14 protein-coding genes and 1 pseudogene are annotated in these 17,282 nt (G+C 44.4%); 8 read left to right on the forward strand and 7 right to left on the reverse strand.

All coding sequences use genetic code 11. The annotated features are described in order from the left end of the window. Positions 1 to 117: 117 nt before the first annotated feature. The 6 genes and pseudogenes from queF (at position 118) to AC3CH4_RS11820 (ending at position 8,550) form a co-directional block, all read left to right on the forward strand. A complete protein-coding gene (queF, locus tag AC3CH4_RS11795; RefSeq protein ID WP_488542989.1) occupies positions 118 to 963 on the forward strand; it encodes an NADPH-dependent 7-cyano-7-deazaguanine reductase QueF in 846 nt (281 codons plus the stop codon). Positions 964 to 1,022: 59 nt separating this feature from the next. Next, the gene (locus AC3CH4_RS11800; RefSeq protein ID WP_017080074.1) at positions 1,023 to 3,281 is read left to right on the forward strand and encodes a tetratricopeptide repeat protein; all 2,259 of its coding nucleotides are present in this window, start codon (positions 1,023 to 1,025) and stop codon (positions 3,279 to 3,281) included. A gap of 118 nt (positions 3,282 to 3,399) precedes the next feature. Continuing rightward, positions 3,400 to 4,965 (forward strand): GGDEF domain-containing protein, encoded by a 1,566-nt coding sequence (locus AC3CH4_RS11805; protein WP_004734387.1) that lies wholly within the window; start codon positions 3,400 to 3,402, stop codon positions 4,963 to 4,965. A gap of 376 nt (positions 4,966 to 5,341) precedes the next feature. Continuing rightward, positions 5,342 to 6,709 carry a nucleotide 5'-monophosphate nucleosidase PpnN gene (gene ppnN, locus AC3CH4_RS11810; protein ID WP_004734386.1) on the forward strand — a complete coding sequence of 456 codons (1,368 nt, stop codon included), beginning with the start codon at positions 5,342 to 5,344 and terminating at the stop codon, positions 6,707 to 6,709. 141 nt (positions 6,710 to 6,850) lie between these two features. Continuing rightward, positions 6,851 to 7,627, forward strand: coding sequence for a flap endonuclease Xni (xni, locus tag AC3CH4_RS11815; RefSeq protein ID WP_146454820.1), 777 nt, complete (start codon positions 6,851 to 6,853; stop codon positions 7,625 to 7,627). Positions 7,628 to 7,788: 161 nt separating this feature from the next. Next, positions 7,789 to 8,550: pseudogene (locus tag AC3CH4_RS11820) on the forward strand (DNA/RNA non-specific endonuclease). Positions 8,551 to 8,611: 61 nt separating this feature from the next. On the opposite strand, the gene rlmM reads toward AC3CH4_RS11820, so the two are convergent. From rlmM to pomA, 7 genes are all read right to left on the reverse strand, one after another. After that, entirely contained in the window at positions 8,612 to 9,703 is a 1,092-nt protein-coding gene (rlmM, locus tag AC3CH4_RS11825) for a 23S rRNA (cytidine(2498)-2'-O)-methyltransferase RlmM (RefSeq protein ID WP_054547573.1), read from the reverse strand. Then, entirely contained in the window at positions 9,700 to 10,098 is a 399-nt protein-coding gene (locus AC3CH4_RS11830) for a DUF423 domain-containing protein (protein WP_004734382.1), read from the reverse strand. The genes rlmM and AC3CH4_RS11830 overlap by 4 nt, the downstream gene beginning before the upstream one ends. Next, complete coding sequence (locus tag AC3CH4_RS11835) at positions 10,088 to 10,711, reverse strand: alpha/beta fold hydrolase (protein WP_114633927.1); 624 nt, start codon at positions 10,709 to 10,711, stop codon at positions 10,088 to 10,090. The genes AC3CH4_RS11830 and AC3CH4_RS11835 overlap by 11 nt, the downstream gene beginning before the upstream one ends. After that, entirely contained in the window at positions 10,704 to 11,612 is a 909-nt protein-coding gene (locus tag AC3CH4_RS11840) for a transcriptional regulator GcvA (protein WP_017080068.1), read from the reverse strand. Before AC3CH4_RS11840 ends, AC3CH4_RS11835 begins: the two co-directional genes overlap by 8 nt. A gap of 664 nt (positions 11,613 to 12,276) precedes the next feature. Continuing rightward, entirely contained in the window at positions 12,277 to 13,725 is a 1,449-nt protein-coding gene (gene thiI / locus AC3CH4_RS11845) for a tRNA uracil 4-sulfurtransferase ThiI (protein WP_065205057.1), read from the reverse strand. Positions 13,726 to 14,098: 373 nt separating this feature from the next. Beyond that, positions 14,099 to 15,046, reverse strand: a complete 948-nt coding sequence (locus tag AC3CH4_RS11850) for a flagellar motor protein MotB (RefSeq protein WP_004734407.1) — start codon at positions 15,044 to 15,046, stop codon at positions 14,099 to 14,101. Between the two features lie 12 nt (positions 15,047 to 15,058). Beyond that, on the reverse strand, positions 15,059 to 15,823 hold the full coding sequence (pomA, locus tag AC3CH4_RS11855; protein WP_004734406.1) for a flagellar motor protein PomA: 765 nt from the start codon (positions 15,821 to 15,823) through the stop codon (positions 15,059 to 15,061). A gap of 298 nt (positions 15,824 to 16,121) precedes the next feature. On the opposite strand from pomA, the gene xseB reads away from it, so the two are divergent. Beyond that, positions 16,122 to 16,364 (forward strand): exodeoxyribonuclease VII small subunit, encoded by a 243-nt coding sequence (gene xseB, locus AC3CH4_RS11860; protein ID WP_004734405.1) that lies wholly within the window; start codon positions 16,122 to 16,124, stop codon positions 16,362 to 16,364. Positions 16,365 to 16,384: 20 nt separating this feature from the next. Further along, positions 16,385 to 17,269, forward strand: a complete 885-nt coding sequence (ispA, locus tag AC3CH4_RS11865; RefSeq protein ID WP_488542990.1) for a (2E,6E)-farnesyl diphosphate synthase — start codon at positions 16,385 to 16,387, stop codon at positions 17,267 to 17,269. The last annotated feature ends 13 nt before the right edge of the window (positions 17,270 to 17,282 follow it).

Here is a 17,282-nt window from a genome sequence, read left to right on the forward strand (position 1 = left end):
CACAAAATAATAAATAGAATCCGAGCCCTTTCAGCACCGATTAAGCGATGACTTAATGACAGGGTAATGGGGATTCAGTAAAATCGACCCCATTCTAATCGAATTTGAAACGAAAGTATGAGCAAATATTCTGACGCAAAAGAGCTAGCGGGTTTAACCCTTGGCCAAAAAACTGAGTACTCTAACCAATACGATGCAAGTTTATTGCAGCCAGTACCTCGCAGCCTGAATCGTGATGACCTTGCGCTAAACGGTGACCTGCCTTTTGTTGGCCATGATATTTGGACGATGTACGAGCTTTCGTGGCTAAACACCAACGGCCTACCACAAGTGGCGGTGGGTGAAGTTTTCATCCCAGCAACGAGCCCAAATTTAATTGAATCAAAATCTTTCAAGCTGTATCTGAACAGCTACAATCAAACTCAATTCCAAAACTGGGACCAAGTCACTGAGCGTCTGACTCAAGACTTGTCGGCATGCGCTGGCGAAGCCGTGACTGTGAACGTTAACTCGGTAACCGACTACACCAACCAACCTATCGTAACGATGGAGGGTGACTGTATCGACAACCAAGACATCCAAATCACCAGTTATGATTTTGAAGCGTCACTGCTTGAAGGTGCTGCTGGCGAGCAAGACGTAGAAGAAACACTGCACAGCCACCTATTAAAATCGAACTGTTTGATCACCAACCAACCCGATTGGGGCAGTGTTGAGATCGCATATTCAGGCAAGAAAATTGACCGTGAATCACTGCTACGTTATTTAGTTTCTTTCCGTGAGCACAATGAATTCCACGAACAATGTGTTGAGCGTATCTTCACTGACATCATGAAATACTGTGCGCCATCGAAGCTAACCGTGTTTGCACGTTACACGCGTCGTGGTGGTCTGGATATCAATCCATACCGTTCAACAGAGCAAGATAGACCAAGCCACAATAAGCGTATGGCTCGCCAATAATCAGGCGTGAACCCACTCACACTTATTTGAACCTACCAAATCTTTAAAGGGACATTGAAATGCGTTGGTTATACGTTGTTAGTCTATTTATTTTAAGCTTAAGCACATCGGTCAATGCGTCGGTTTATTCGTCGGCGTTACTCAACGAGGCTAACAACCTTGTAGAGATTGAGCCGAGCCAAGCAAAACAAATGGCCAACAGTTACCTAACGCTGCGTGTCCTTTCTGATCAACGCGAGAAAAGCCCATCGGCGATTTCTCGCGAAGAGACGGACTCTTCTATTCGAACGCCAAACAGCAGCATCGATGCCTATAAGATCTTAGCCAAAGCGGAATACAACCTAGGCAACATTCGTATTGCGATTAAAAACATCGACAAAGCCTCTGAACTCGCAAAAACCTATAAGCTTAATTACTTAAAACTGGACCTTCAGATCCTAAAAGTTCGCTTACTTTGGCTGAGTGACAGAAAGTCAGCCACAGCAACAGCAGAGCTGACAAGTATTGAAGCAAACCTAGAATCGGTGAATAAAACCTTACGTTTAACAGAAGGTATTACCTATCGTTTGATCATGCTGAAAGCTGATATCGCCTCTTATGACAATAAGGTCGACGAAGCCGAGAAGTTCTACCAAGAAGCGAAAACCTACCTCGATCAGCGTTACTCAGAAAAAGTTACCATCGACTACCACATCACGGTCGGTGAATTTTATCTGACTCACAAAGAGTACAATCACGCGTTATCTGAGTTGCTGTATGGCTATTGGAAATCAGTAGAAGGCAATCTGAGTTCACGCTTGGCTAAGGTAAACCGCCTACTTGCGCAACTTTTCTTTGAGCGCCAGGTGTTAGATAAAGCATTAGAGCACCTCTCTCAAGCCGCTGATTTTTATGATAATTTCGAAAACTCCCCCATATTAGCTCAAGTACTTAAAAAGATGGGTGATGTGTACTTCTATCAAGGAAAATATAACCTTGCCCTAGTGCACTTTTTCAACGTTCTTGATCACGAAAGTACCGACAGGGATATACACCAAGTCATCGATATTCGTCTAAGTCTATCGGCAACTTACTTACGCCTCTATAATTACCCTCTAGCTGAGCAGTACTTAACCCGGGCCCTTGAACTACTAGAGTACACCGACATTCCAAAACTGGAAGGTCGTGCCGCGCTATTATCAGCAGGATTGGCTTACCACCTGCAAGAGAGCGAAGATGTGATCAAGCATGCGACACGTGCACTTGAGATATCGCGTCAAGTAGAAAATATGCGCCTGTCGCAACGCTCATACTATTTACTTTCTTTGGGTTATGAACAGGCAGGTCGTCCACAGCAAGCATTGGCAAATCTCAAGCAATACAACAGCCTTGTCTCTTTAGAGCAGCAAAAACTCAACCGTGTTGGGGAAGACGCATTCCGCCAACAAAAAGAGTTTGCCGAACAAACCCTGCACTATGCAGGCCAAGAACAAGAGCTAGAGAAATACAAACTAGAACATCGTAAGTTCCAAAAGATTTCGTTTGCCCTATTCTTGTTCAGCATTGTCTTATTCTTCTTTGTGCTGCGCCGAGGCTACCTCATTCAAACCTTAGCCAAAGAGGTCGATTCACTGCGTACCGACCTCTTTACGCATTCGCGTTCTAAGCTTCCTAATCTAAGAATGCTGAATGCGAAACTCTCAAATTCATTGGAACAAACCAGCCAAACCTTTGAGCAGTGGCAGCTTGGTGAACTGATTCATGAACCGCTCAACGACCGTTTACGCTTCGTGATGATTGACTTACCTTTCCTACGTAATATGTACACGCAGAACGGTTACAAAGCGGGCCTAGAACTCGAAGATGCTTTTGGCGAATTCCTCAAATCTAAGCTTGAAGGTCCAGCTCGTGTTTACCATTTCTCGGACGCGAACCTGCTTTATATCGAGCCCAACGCTGACCGTGATTTATCACCTGAGGCCCTGTTCAGAAAGATTCAATCTTGGGTTAATGACTTCGAACCCGAGCGAAACATCAACCGAACAGTCCGTATGGGAATCGCTGACTACCCGTTCCTGCCACGTGCTTACACTGCAATTAACGACCAAGAACTGCTCGATGTGTTATTGATGTCGACCAATCTAGCGCGTGAGATCAGTCTCAAAGAGCGCAGCAGTCAATGGGTATACTTAAAAGCTATCGATAATGCGCCCGCAGCGAGCCTTGCAACGGGTAACATAAGAGAAGCGTGTAAACATGCGATTAATCAAGGGTTAATAAAGATACAATCGTCATACCAGAATGAGGACAACATCAAAAAAATGCTAAAAGATGACTGATTTGCGAGCGGTTAAGAGCGGCAAGCCGTGACCTTATTTTTAGTTTTGTTATTATCGATGCAACGTAATTTCATCAAAATGATCGAGCTCGGTCTACGCGGCGCTAATTAATACATCTATGGGCATTCTTGAAAAAGACATTCAGGCGCAACTCCACCAGCTCAAACTTCAGTTGGAGCAGGTCCGTTTGACGCAAAGAGACACCTCGTTCAAATTTATTAGAGAACAAAAAGTTCTAAAGCGTATCGTCACATCTTTAAGTGACGCATGTGTTGGCAGTAACAGCCATTTAGATGAAAACCTCATTGCCCTTCGGGAAGAGCTAGAAAAGCAAAAAGACATTAGCTCGATGATCCCAAAGCTGGCAGTATTAGAAAGGATGCTTAAGCAGAAAACGTTGGCTATGGATAAACAGAACGGATATCTGGACGATAGCATTAAGCACAGTGGGGAAACGCTGCAACGCATAACAGGCCTTCCAGCGCAGCTTAAACGCGACCTACGAAACTTACTTAGCTTCTCCGAATGCAATGGCAGTCAGAAAGTCGACCATGCCATGAAACTTCTCGGTATTTATGAGCGTGCCATTAAGATTATGGCGAATAACTCACGCACTCATTTTGCCGACGTTACGCATTCTCCGGAACAAGAACTCCTTTCCGACCTATCAAACGAATTACAACATCTGATCACTGAACTCGATTTTGAGGGTGAATCGGGTGATTTGCTTACCGATATTCGAGCGAAGCTGCTACTGGGTGTTTCCACACAAAATCTGCTTGAGCTGACACTTCAGATCCTCAAACTGGTAATTGAAGGCACCAACCTAGAGCGTAAGAAGTCCGAACAATTTATCGATCAGCTAAACTCCTCGCTGGCCTCCAGTATCAAAACGGCAGACCAAAATGCCGATCAGAGCCAAAGTTACTTTGAGCACCGCCAAGGCCTTAACTCTGAGTTAAGTGAACTTGTCATTAAGAGCCAGAACTCTGTAGAGAAAGCGAAGGAAATTGATAGTTTAAAGCGAACGATTAATCCGCTACTCACTGAAATCGCCTCTCTTTCAGAAAGACTGAATCACGCAGAACAGAAAGAACAAGCTCTAATAGAGAGAATGAGTTATGGAAAGACTCAGTTAGATTCACTCTATGAAGTCACCCAAGATTACCGCAAGCGCTTAGAAGATCAGGCTCAGCGTATGCTACTTGACCCGCTCACTAAAGTTTACAATCGCACCGCCTTTACTGATCGCTTAGAGCTTGAGTATCGCCGTTGGATTCGTGCACAACACTCACTGCGCGTAGTGCTGCTCGACATCGACAACTTCAAAGCCATCAACGACAGCTTTGGTTATACCGCGGGTGATAAGGCACTTAAAATCATCGCGAGAACTATTACTAAAGAAGCAGGCACAACCGATACCGTGGCTCGCTTTTCTGGTGAAGAGTTTGTCTTGCTGTTGCCAGAACAAACCGATGAATATTGCCACCAGGTGATTCAAAACATCCAAGCTCAAGTAAGCCGCCTACCCTTTAAGTTCCGTGACCAACAAATCACGATTACCTTGTGTGCGGCAAGTACTCAGTTTAAAGAGTCTGATACGCCTGAAGAAGTATTAGAGAGACTTAATAAGACGCTAAACAAAGCAAAGCAACGCGGTACCAACCAACTTGTTTGGAACTAAGTCAGCCTTAGATTTAATTTATTTCATTTTTTCAAATACTTATCACATACCATTTCCCTCAATGTTTGCTAAGCTAATGATTAACATTCGCTTAACAAGCATTCTTGGCAAGCAATGCTGTATATACGCTCTTAATTTATTTTATAGTAGCTCTTAAGCATCTATACATCTGCTATTAAGCACCCATGTATATACTGTTAAGCACCTGCATATAGACTGTTAAGCAAGATTATATAATCCATTAAGCAACGCTGTCGTAACCGTTTCGTCTGGTTAACTCTCTCCCCTTTAACCAAACACTTTCAACGTTTGCTTCTCACTCTCGAGTCAGAGGGTCACTTCAACGTCCCCCTGCTCTTTTCAACAAGGAGGCACTATGATCACTCATATCAGCCCTGCCGGTAGCATGGATTTACTCTCTCAACTTGAAGTTGAGCGTCTTAAGAAAACCGCGTCTAGTGATCTGTACCAACTGTATCGTAACTGTACGTTAGCGGTACTTAACTCGGGAAGCCACACCGACAATTCCAAAGAGTTGCTCGACAAGTATCAATCGTTTGATGTTGAAGTCGTGCGACGTGAGCGTGGTATCAAGCTCGAACTAAGCAACCCACCAGAGCATGCCTTTGTCGATGGTGAAATCATCAAGGGTATCCAAGAGCACCTATTCTCAGTGCTGCGTGACATTGTCTACGTCAACATGCATCTTGCAGACAACCAAAGACTCAACCTGACTAATGCCACTCATATTACCAACCTCGTATTTGGTATTTTGAGAAATGCAGGCGCACTTACGCCGGGCATCGAACCTAACCTGATCGTGTGTTGGGGTGGCCACTCAATTAATGCCACTGAATACCAATATACTCGTGAAGTAGGTAATGAACTTGGCCTACGTGAACTCAACATCTGTACGGGTTGTGGACCAGGTGCAATGGAAGGACCAATGAAAGGCGCGGCTATTGGTCACGCTAAGCAGCGCTATACTGATCATCGTTACTTAGGGTTGACTGAACCATCAATCATTGCAGCTGAGCCACCAAACCCGATAGTGAACGAACTGGTGATCATGCCAGATATCGAGAAGCGTCTTGAGGCATTCGTTCGTATGGCGCATGGCATCATTATTTTCCCTGGTGGCCCCGGTACGGCTGAAGAGTTGCTGTATATCTTAGGGATCATGATGCACCCAAATAACGTCGACCAACCCATGCCGATTGTATTAACGGGCTCAAAAGAGAGTGAAGCTTACTTCCGCTCTATCGATAAGTTCATCGGGGAAACCCTCGGGGAAGAGGCTCAGAAACACTACGAAATCGTGATTGATGATCCAGCACGCGCAGCGAAAATCATGAAACAAGCGATGCCAGATGTACGCTCTCACCGTAAAGAGACCGGCGATGCATACAGCTATAACTGGTCACTGCATATTGAGCCTGAGTTCCAATTGCCCTTCGATCCGACACATGAGTCTATGGCGGCGCTTGATCTTCATATGGACCAGAAAACAGAAAGCCTTGCGGCTAATTTACGCAAAGCGTTTTCTGGCATTGTGGCCGGTAACGTCAAAGCCGAAGGTATTCTAGAGATAGAGAAACACGGCCCATTCCTGATTGATGGCGACAAAGAGCTGATGACCAAAATGGATCAACTGCTGAATGACTTTGTTGAACAACATCGCATGAAACTGCCGGGTGGCACTGACTATGTTCCTTGCTATAAAATTATGCCTAGCAGCGAATAACGACAAGTGACTGATAACAGGCCACAAGCATAAAGCTAAACAAGTCATGACGTTTACGTCGCCAACGTTTCAACTCACCAAGTGATACGTTACTATAAGGGGCTAGCAGCCCCTTATTTATTGCCTATTTAGTGGAAACTTATGTCTATCCATCTTGTTATTATCGATGCTTTGAATCTCATCCGACGCGTTCACTCTGTTCAGCCGGACCCAACCGATATTGCAAGAACCATCACCACTACTGCTCGTACTCTTAATCGCATCCTAAAAGAATCAAAGCCAACCCATATCATTGCGGTATTTGATCATCATTTACAAGATCGAGGCTGGCGCGCTGAAGTCCTTCCTGCCTACAAGCAAAACCGCAAGCCGATGCCTGAACCATTAATGAAAGGCCTTGATGCTATCCAACAAGCTTGGTGGGAATTAGGGATTGATTCACTGCTATCTGATGGTGATGAAGCGGATGACTTAGTAGCAACACTCGCTAAGAAAGTGGCAGACCACGGCGAAAAGGTCACAATAATCTCTACCGATAAGGGCTATTGCCAACTGTTATCACCAACGCTACAGATCCGTGATTACTTCCAACACCGCTGGTTAGACAAGCCCTTTATTGAAGCTGAGTTCGGTGTAAAGCCGGAACAACTCGCTGACTACTGGGGATTAACTGGCGTTAGCTCAAGCCAAGTACCGGGGATTCCTGGAGTTGGACCAAAAGCGGCCAAAGAGATATTAACAACGTATCCAGATATAGAAACGGCATTCCTAGCTGAAGATTTACCGAAAAAGTATCGTAAGAAATTCGATGAGCATATTGAATCGGCTCGCGTATGTAAGCTCGTTTCAGCACTCAAAACCGACATCGATTTGGGCTTCAATCTTCAAGACATTCGCTACTCTGATAACCAAGCTTAACACTTCTAGATGTTCATCTTTTCTGTTGTGTTCTCCATTACATTCACAACCTAATTATAATGTTAATCAATACCTTACCGAGTATTGATTAACATTTAGCCTTCATCACAGTCTTATTGATATAAGTATTTAATTTCATTGCTCCAATAAGGAGAAACACAATGAAAAACATACTATTACTATCATTAACTACCCTCTTACTTAATATCGCGCCTCTTGCTGTCGCAACCGAAGCCTGTGGTGAACACCTAGTCAAAGGTTTGCCTTCAGAATCCTCTGATCAAATGCTTTGTCGAACCGGTTATGCCATTGGCTACAACTATTCCATGAAGAATGCTGATTGGGTCGCCTATCATGTCACCGCAGAAAGCGTCAATGGACAGTTCAAACGAAGTAACCGCTTTAAAGCCGATTCAGAACTCCCCGAATACGCCTAATCAACACTAAGCGACTACTCCAAATCCGGTTATGACCGCGGCCATCTTGCTCCATCTGCAGCAATGGACTTCAGCGAAGTGTCGATGCAAGAAAGCTTCTTGCTAAGCAATATGTCACCACAACTTCCTGGGTTTAACCGAGTTGGCTGGCGATTGCTAGAAGAGCATGTACGTGACCTTGCCAATGAATATCAAGAGCTCTATGTGGTGACAGGCCCTATTTATGACGGGAATGAAACCTTTATTGGCAATGGCGTTATGATTCCAAGTGCATTCTACAAAGTGATTCTCGACCCGTATTACAACGATGCGATTGCTTTTATTGTGCCGCACCGTGACGTATCGAGCAGTGAGCTCGCAAGCTTTGTCACAACTATTGATGAAGTAGAAGTCCGCACCAACTTGGATTTTTTCGCAAACACTAGCGATGATGTAGAAAGTGATATGGAAGCAATGCTTTGGGAGATGTGGCCTACTTCAGAGTAAACCTCTCATAACAAAAAAACGCTCCTTATGAGGAGCGTTTTGTATGTTCATTAACCGCGTATTAGTACGGCGAGATATTCGAAAGCGACTGAATATGAACCGTGATCTCTTCGCGATCGTGGTATAGGTGCTTCGCCTGCATCTTGAATTTAACTTTGTTATCAATCAGGAACTGTTTCAGGTTCTCGATATCCTGCAGTACTTCATCGTAACGGCCTTTCATTGGCAGTTTAAGGTTGAACAATGCTTCTTTCGCCCAGCCTTTGATGATCCACTCACCCATTAAGTGAGCAACACGAGCTGGCTTCTCAACCATGTCACAGATAATCCAAGTCACGTTCTTACGGTCAGGTTCAAATTTAAAGCCATCTACCATATGGTGCTTGATTTGACCCGTTTCCATTAGGCTGTCCGCCATCATGCCGTTGTCAACACAGTGAACGAACATAGAACGCTTAACCAGTTGGTAAGTCCAACCACCTGGACACGCGCCTAAATCTACGCCCCACATACCTGGAGCAAGACGCTCATCCCACTCATCACGAGGGATGAATACGTGGAACGCTTCTTCTAGCTTTAATGTAGAACGGCTTGGCGCATCTGATGGGAACTTCAAACGAGGAATGCCCATAAAGAACTGTGAGTTATTGGTTGGGTAAGAGTAACCGACCAAGCAATGACCCGGAGCGATAAAACATAAGTGAAGCACAGGCTTCTTAATATTGTCTTTCGCTGTCATCAGACCTTTACCACGCATAGCTTGACGCATTGGCACGGTAAACTTACGGCAGAACTTCAAAAGCTCTTTCGCTTCATTGGTGTCTGGCGTTTCAATACGGATATCACCACAACGTGGGAAACCTTCTTTCTCAGAAAGCGCCTCAAGAATTGGAGAGATACGATCATCAGTCGGCAGATCTTTGATTTCAACCGCTACCGCGATCATTTGACGAGCAAAGATCAGCGATTGGAAGTCGATCTCTTTAACCAGTTTATCGGCTTCGCCTGCTTGATAACATTCAAACAATACAAAGCCTGTATTGTTCTTTAAGCGAGGAAAACCAAACACTTCCAGTTGTGTTGCCTTGTCTTGAATTTCGCCAGCACATTCTTTTTCAAAACCAGAGCGACAATAAAGTAGTACGTGTTTCACTGAGTTACCTCTTTTATATTCAAAGCAGCGAAGGAGAAGACTCCCCAACCAATGATAAATAGTAGACCACCAAACGGAGTGATAGGGCCAAACCATTTTATTCCTGTCAGTGCCAAGCCATAAAGGCTGCCACTAAAACAAAGGATGCCGATGATAAAGCAAATTGCCGCAATGAAAAAATATTTTTGTGATTTAGCGCCAAGTTTCATCTGCAGCAGAGCGCCACACGCCAATATCGCCAAAGTATGGATAAACTGATACTGAACACCCGTCTCAAACACGCCTAGCAGATATTCAGGTAAAATAGCTTTCAACCCATGAGCCGCGAAGGCACCAAGCATCACAGCAATCGCACCAGAGATACCTGCAAACGTGAGTAAATACTTACTTCTCATTGAGTACCTCTTTGATAAACGCTGACAGCTTCTCAACGGTTAAGGCAATATTCTGCTGCTCTGTGTAACCAGAGCTCTTACGAGGCTTAAAGCTGTGATCACCGTCTGGGATAAATTCAACACGAATAGAATCCGACAGGTCGAAATCAGTAAACTCTTCACGCTTACCAAAGGTATCGCGTTCACCCTGCAGAATAAGACATGGCTTTTGTAACTCAGCTAAGTGCTCACCTTTGTACTTCTCTGGCTTACCAGGAGGGTGGAAAGGAAAGCCTAAACACGCCATCGCTGCCACCTTATCAACTTCAGACAAATGGCTCGCCATACGCCCTCCCATCGATTTACCGCCAATCACAAGCTTATCGGCATCGCACTGCTCAATGATGTCTTGGTAAGCTTCAAGCAGCTTAGGGGCTCTGTCAGGTGGACGACGCTTGCCATCTTCAGCACGTTTAATCATGTAAGGGAAATTAAAACGAATCACTCGTATCCCTTTAAAGGCTAACCCTTTTGCCACCGACTGCATGAATTCATGATCCATACCTGCGCCAGCACCATGTGCAAAGATAAAGGTGATTGGATTGTCTTCACCGTCAATGATGACGTTATTCATCGAGTAAATCCTCTTGTTCACTTTGCGCTTTCGCCAGCATCCAATCGCGGAAGGTGGCGATACGGCCCATATCGGCTTGTTTCTCATGACAAACCACATAGAAGGCATTCTTGCTCACCAACACTTCGTCAAAAGGCGCAATCAAACGACCCGCTTCGATTTCAGGTTGCGCCAACACGTTGTTACCCAGTGCAATACCTTGGCCGTGAGCTGCTGCCTGCAACACCATGGTTGAGTGACTAAAGATAGGACCGTGATTGACGTTTACCCCATCGATGCCATTTTGCTTAGCGAACTGCTTCCAATCCTTTCGAGAAGTATCATGTAATAGCGTATGACATGCTAAATCGCTTAGAGATTCTAATGGTTTGGTACCAAGCAACACTGAAGGTGAGCAAAGAGGGATCAAGTATTCTTGATAAAGCTTATCGGCTCTAAGCCCCGACCAATTGCCTCGACCATAATAAATAGCTACGTCTACGTCATCGGTCAGCGAGCCTTCATCCATATCAACGGCTTTAATTCGTACGTCGATATCAGGTTCTTGCTGATTAAAGTCTGCAAGCCTTGGCACTAACCATTGAATGGCAAAGCTTGGCGGTAAGCTGATGGTCAATGCGCCCTTCTCACTTCGCTCAAGCACTTTATCCGTCGCTTCTGCCAGTGAGGTAAAAATATCTTTGATGTCTAAGAAGTAGCTCTGACCTTCTTCAGTCAGCAGCAAAGAGCGATTTCTTCGACGAAATAACTTCAAAGACAAGAATTCTTCAAGCGCTTTAATCTGATGACTGACTGCAGCTTGAGTAACAAACAACTCTTCTGCAGCGCGCGTAAAACTCAAGTGTCGAGCAGCGGCTTCAAACACTCTTAGCGAGTTTAATGGGGGTAATCGACGAGACATAGGTACTCTCTAAATAAGCATTAGTTTTTTTTATCTGAAACATTATAATTTGTCCATTGCCTAGCGGCCAGAGAAATTCTATATTTCATCCCGCAGCAGCTAGCCTGAACGGCTTGATTCTCTCTAGAATCAATTGGTTTAGCTCCTGCGATGTTGTGTTTGCAAACTCGTTCTTTTCGAGTTGGGTAGAGTTCTACCAAATGTTTTGTTGCAGTTCTATACTGAAACGAGACATGTACTTCCTGTATTTATTTTGACCTGTCTGTCAAATTTGTTTACACCGCCTTATGGGCGGTGTTTTTTTATGTGCAAAGAAAAATAACAATAAGTTTATCAATAGCTGTACTAATTAATCTTTGTTATTTTTCATCGTTAATCACAGAATCAGACACCCACTCAAATAATCAACTGAACACATACAAATACAACCATTGAATAGCACTAAAAAGTAACAGAGTTCCTCAGATACTCACACTTCTTCGGTCACCTACAAGCCAACTCAAACCCCCATCATTTCAATCTCAGAATCTCAAGACAGAGCATGATGATAACTCGACAAACTCGCGCCTCTTACTGCCTACTGTAAAACATTCACAATAGAAAATAAAAAAGCCGCTTACTTTTCAGTAAACGGCTTTGCAAAATATTCGGCTACTCTATACCACTATGGGCGGTAAACCTTCACGTTATGGAAGCCTTGCTCTTTTAGATAAAGTGCCTGTAGACGGCTCATTACACCACGATCACAGTACAGCAAGTACTCTTTTGCTTGGTCCAAGTCGCCAAACTGAGTCGAAAGCTTGAAGAACGGGATATGTTTAATTTCAACACCATCGATCTCTAGTGGGCTTTCGTCTTCTTCGTCTGGGCTACGGATATCAAGAACGATCGAGTGCTCAGCAACAGCTTGAACTTGTTCAACTTCAGGCGCTTGCTCTTGGCTCTCTTTCTCGATGTCACGGATATCCATAACTCGAGCGTTCTCGATCACTTGCTCTAGCACTTCGAAGTTAAACTTAGCTTCTTCTGCTTCTAATTTGCCTTTCTTCGCTTTCACTGTTGGCTTCTTAGAAATAACACCACAGTACTCAGGCATTACTTTCGCAAAGTCTTCAGTGCCAATCTTACGAGACAGGTCGATGATGTCTTCTTTGTCCCAGTTGATAAGTGGACGAAGGATCAAAGTATCGGTCACGTTGTCAATGTGGCGAAGGTTAGTTAGCGTTTGGCTAGAAACCTGACCTAATGCTTCACCGGTTACTAGGGCTTCGATACCGAAGCGTTCTGCAACCATACCACCAGCACGCATGAACATACGCTTAAGAACCACGCCCATTTGGCCATCTTCAACATTCTCAAGAATCTCTGCGACTACCGGTTCAAAATCGATAGAGATGAACTTCACCTTTGCCGATGAGCCGTATTTATCCCATAGATAGTGAGAAACTTGCTTAACACCAATCTCGTGAGCAGGGCCACCAAGATTGAAGAAGCAGTAATGCACTTTAGAACCACGTTTGATGTGTAAGTAGCTTGAAACACCAGAATCAAAGCCACCAGAGATCAAGCTAAGCAGATCTTCTTGAGTACCAAGAGGGAAACCACCTAGGCCTTTATGACGTTCAATAACTTGGTTTAGCTTCTCGTTCTCGACTTCAACTTTAACGGTAATATCTGGATTTTTCAGTTTTACTTTTGCTGATTCAACCGCTTGGTTTAAACCACCACCTACGTAGCGTTCTAGCTCAATAGAGGTAAAGTCATGTTTACCACGACGCTTAGCACGTACAGAGAAAGTCTTACCTTCAATAAGAGCACCGCTTCGCTCAAGAACTTGCTCGTAAATATGATGCAGGTCTTTAAACTCTGATTGCTGAACTTCAAGGGAGTGATGAATACCCGGAGTTTGCGTCAATACTTCGAGTGTTTCTTTAAAGTATTTGTCGCTCTCAGACGTCACTTCGATGTAGTCACGACGGTTGAAGACAGCCACAGACTCAGTACGACGCTGAAGAATAGTACGAATATTACGTTCTAGAATCTTTGTGAAGCGCTTACGCACCGATTCACTTTTAATAAAAATTTCCGGATGAGGCTTAACAATAAATTTCATAGTACTTTCACGCCAATAAGGTTCACAAATTTTAGTAGGTTCATCACCACGTAAAAGGTCATTTCACATAGTTATTGAAGCAATAATAGATCAATATTAAATCTAAGGGCGCGAATTATACATGAGAAAATCAAACAAGGAAAAGAGTGCGTGCTTCAACCTCATCATTAAACTGCCTGTTATTAAAAGTAGCAGATTTCAAAACGACATAAATACAGCTGAGAGCATCATTGAAGACCACAAAACAAAAAGCCCAACCTCATCATAAGGTTGAGCTTTCGATGCTATCTGCTGATTAACGTATGTATATCTAACTAACGCCTGTATATCTAACGTATGTGTACCTGAAGACTAATCGCTGTCTCTCTGCCTACTACTGACCAATAACAGGCACTTCATCACTATAAAGCGGCTCACCCTGCATTATACTGATTTCAACACGGCGGTTGAGGCTACGCTGCCATTCAGTATCATTGGGTTCAACAGGCTCTGTATCGGCCATACCGCGCACTCTCAAGCGTTGATGAGAGAAGCCACGTACCTTTTCCATCTCTTGAGCCACAGACACCGCACGCTGCGATGACAAGTCCCAATTAGAACGATAAAGCTCTGAATCCAGTCGCTGGTTATCCGTGTGCCCAGAGATACGGACAATGCCCGGTACATCTTTTACCAGTTCAGCGACCTGTCTAACCAATGGTCGAAACTTAGGTTGTAGGAAAGCAGACCCCGATGGGAACGCACCTTTCTCACGAATTCGAATAACAATCTGCTGGCCAAGGTTTTCAACCTCAATCGCGCCTTGGTCGATCTCTCGCTCCAATGCTTTCTTGATACTTTCCATCAAGGTTTCCATCTCTTGCGATTGAGCTTCGGCTTGCTGTTGCTGTTGGTCTGACTCAGAGTTTTGATTGTCATGAGTAGAGACCTCTGGCGACTTGCCTCCCGTCATCTTGCCTTGGTCACGCATTGTGCCGCCAGCACGCTCAGATTCACCTTCATGAAACTCAAGCGTTTGCTGCGTAATATCAATGGTCTGCTGCATGATCACATCGATAGGAGTCGGCTCTGGGCGACCAGGGCGAAACTCTTGCGCAATGATGCTAGTCCCTTTAGGAATATCTTTCACTTCCAAGCGGTTTTGTACACCAAACGCAAATTTCATCGATCCAGCGATCTGTTTGAACTTCAGTACGTCCATCTCAGAGAATGAGAGCAGCAGTACGAAGAAACACATCAGCAATGACATCAAGTCAGCAAATGTCCCCATCCATTGAGGTAACCCCGGAGGAGGACATTTACATGGATTTTCTTCATCCATCTTCAACTCCTCTTACGCGGGTTCACCATCAATCGTGCGCTTACCTTCATTGAGGTAGCTCTTGAGGTAACCATCGATAACTCGTGGGTTCTGACCATCTTGAATCGCTAATACACCATCCATCACCAGACGACGGTTTAGTGTCTCTTGGTCACGACGCAGCGCAAGCTTGTCGGCAATTGGGAAGAACACCATGTTCGAAAGGATTGCACCGTAAAGCGTAGTCAAGAGTGCAACCGCCATCGCAGGACCGATCGCTTTAGGATCATCCATGTTCGAAAGCATGGCAACGAGACCTACTAAGGTACCAATCATACCCATCGCTGGCGCGACATCACCAAATGCTGAGAACACTTTCGCGCCCTGCTCGTGACGTTCTGTTGTTAATGCGATGTCTTTTTGCAGTGCTGCACGCACTACATCACCATCATGGCCATCCACCAATAAGTCGATACCCTTTTGCATGAAACTGTTGCTGATTTCCATCTCTTCAAGTGCCAAGAAGCCACCTTTACGTGCTGCATCCGCCATCTCTACCACTTTAGCGATAAGATCTTCAGGCTCATCGGCCTTAAACATAAATGCTTTGCCAGCGATTTTGGTTGCTCCAAAGAATTGTCCCATGGTGAACTTCATTAGAACAACAAACGTTGAACCACCCACCACGATCAAAATGGATGTCGTGTCATAGAACATCCCGAGGCTTCCACCTAGGATCATTGCCATGATTACAAAGGCAAATCCACCAATCAAACCTATTAGGGTTGCTAAATCCACTGAGCACTCCTCATGCTTTTTTGTAGCTCTACGTCGACGATAATCTTTTTATCGGCCAGACTATAAGATCTTTTAGTAAATTCTTGGCCTAAATATCACACTTTTCGTTTTTGAATCACAATTATTGGCTTACTTTGCTCTTATCCTTAGCGCATAAACTCGATAAAGCTAAGGTTATTCAACCAAAGTGAGTTCAAGCCCCTTAAAAACGAACTTTCTAGCAAAATTTCTTGGTTACATTTGACCATCTCAGCGGCCTAGGGTAACGTTCGTTCATATTTCCAAACGCAGATTTATTATGGCTACTAAGAAACCTGAAAATATGAGCTTTGAAGCGGCTATCGAAGAGCTTGATGGCTTGGTTGATCAACTAGAAAATGGTGATCTAGCTTTAGATGATGCGCTGAAAAAGTTCGAACGAGGCATCTCCCTCGCTCGTGCTGGTCAAAGTAAACTAAATGATGCTGAACAGCGTGTTAGCATCTTACTGCAAAATGATGAAAATGCAGAACTTAGTGACTTTAACCCACAACCAGAATAACGAATTGTATGAGATCCCCTATGATCGAGACTTTATTGTCTTATCAAGCACGTAATAACGAGCAGCTGAACCTTTGGCTTGATCGCCTGCCACACCAAAATCAGAACCTTATCAACGCGATGCGTTATGGGTTACTTTTAGGCGGCAAACGCGCACGTCCATTTCTTGTCTACATTACAGGGGAAATGCTCGGCTGTACCGCTGAAGAACTCGATACTCCAGCTTCTGCAATCGAATGTATTCATGCCTATTCTCTGATTCACGACGACCTTCCAGCAATGGATGACGATGAACTTCGTCGTGGCCATCAGACTTGTCACATCAAATACGATGAAGCAACGGCAATTTTAACTGGCGATGCCCTACAAACTCTCGCGTTTACTATACTTGCGGAAGGCACATTAAGTGCTGACGGGGAAAGCAATCGCGTTCGAATGATTCAACGCCTAGCAGAAGCATCTGGTGCTCAAGGTATGTGCATTGGACAAGCTCTTGATATTGAAGCTGAAAACCGCTCTGTCACGCTAGAAGAGTTAGAAGAAGTTCACCGTAACAAGACTGGCGCTCTAATGAAGAGTGCGATTCGTTTAGGTGCTCTGGCTGCTGGCGAAAAAGCGTTTGAAGTGATGCCTAAATTAGATAAATACGCCGATGCAATCGGGTTAGCCTTCCAAGTTCAGGATGATATTTTAGATATCATTAGCGATACCGAAACTTTGGGTAAACCACAGGGCTCTGACCAAGATTTGAACAAAAGCACCTACCCTTCTTTGTTAGGTTTAGAGGGCGCTCAAGAAAAAGCGCAAACTCTGCTACAGGAAGCGCTTCAAGCTTTGGCTGCAATCCCATACAATACCCAGTCACTCGAAGAGTTCGCCCGATACGTCATCGAGCGCAAGAACTAAGACAATAAGCGCG

It is taken from the genome of Vibrio sp. QJM3NY_26 (assembly GCF_057786005.1).

Coding starts and splice junctions, on each gene's coding strand:
- queF (WP_488542989.1), top strand. CDS start 118: ATGAGCAAATATTCTGACGCAAAAGAGCTAGCGGGTTTAACCCTTGGC.
- AC3CH4_RS11800 (WP_017080074.1), top strand. CDS start 1,023: ATGCGTTGGTTATACGTTGTTAGTCTATTTATTTTAAGCTTAAGCACA.
- AC3CH4_RS11805 (WP_004734387.1), top strand. CDS start 3,400: ATGGGCATTCTTGAAAAAGACATTCAGGCGCAACTCCACCAGCTCAAA.
- ppnN (WP_004734386.1), top strand. CDS start 5,342: ATGATCACTCATATCAGCCCTGCCGGTAGCATGGATTTACTCTCTCAA.
- xni (WP_146454820.1), top strand. CDS start 6,851: ATGTCTATCCATCTTGTTATTATCGATGCTTTGAATCTCATCCGACGC.
- AC3CH4_RS11830 (WP_004734382.1), bottom strand. CDS start 10,098: ATGAGAAGTAAGTATTTACTCACGTTTGCAGGTATCTCTGGTGCGATT.
- AC3CH4_RS11835 (WP_114633927.1), bottom strand. CDS start 10,711: ATGAATAACGTCATCATTGACGGTGAAGACAATCCAATCACCTTTATC.
- AC3CH4_RS11840 (WP_017080068.1), bottom strand. CDS start 11,612: ATGTCTCGTCGATTACCCCCATTAAACTCGCTAAGAGTGTTTGAAGCC.
- thiI (WP_065205057.1), bottom strand. CDS start 13,725: ATGAAATTTATTGTTAAGCCTCATCCGGAAATTTTTATTAAAAGTGAA.
- AC3CH4_RS11850 (WP_004734407.1), bottom strand. CDS start 15,046: ATGGATGAAGAAAATCCATGTAAATGTCCTCCTCCGGGGTTACCTCAA.
- xseB (WP_004734405.1), top strand. CDS start 16,122: ATGGCTACTAAGAAACCTGAAAATATGAGCTTTGAAGCGGCTATCGAA.
- ispA (WP_488542990.1), top strand. CDS start 16,385: ATGATCGAGACTTTATTGTCTTATCAAGCACGTAATAACGAGCAGCTG.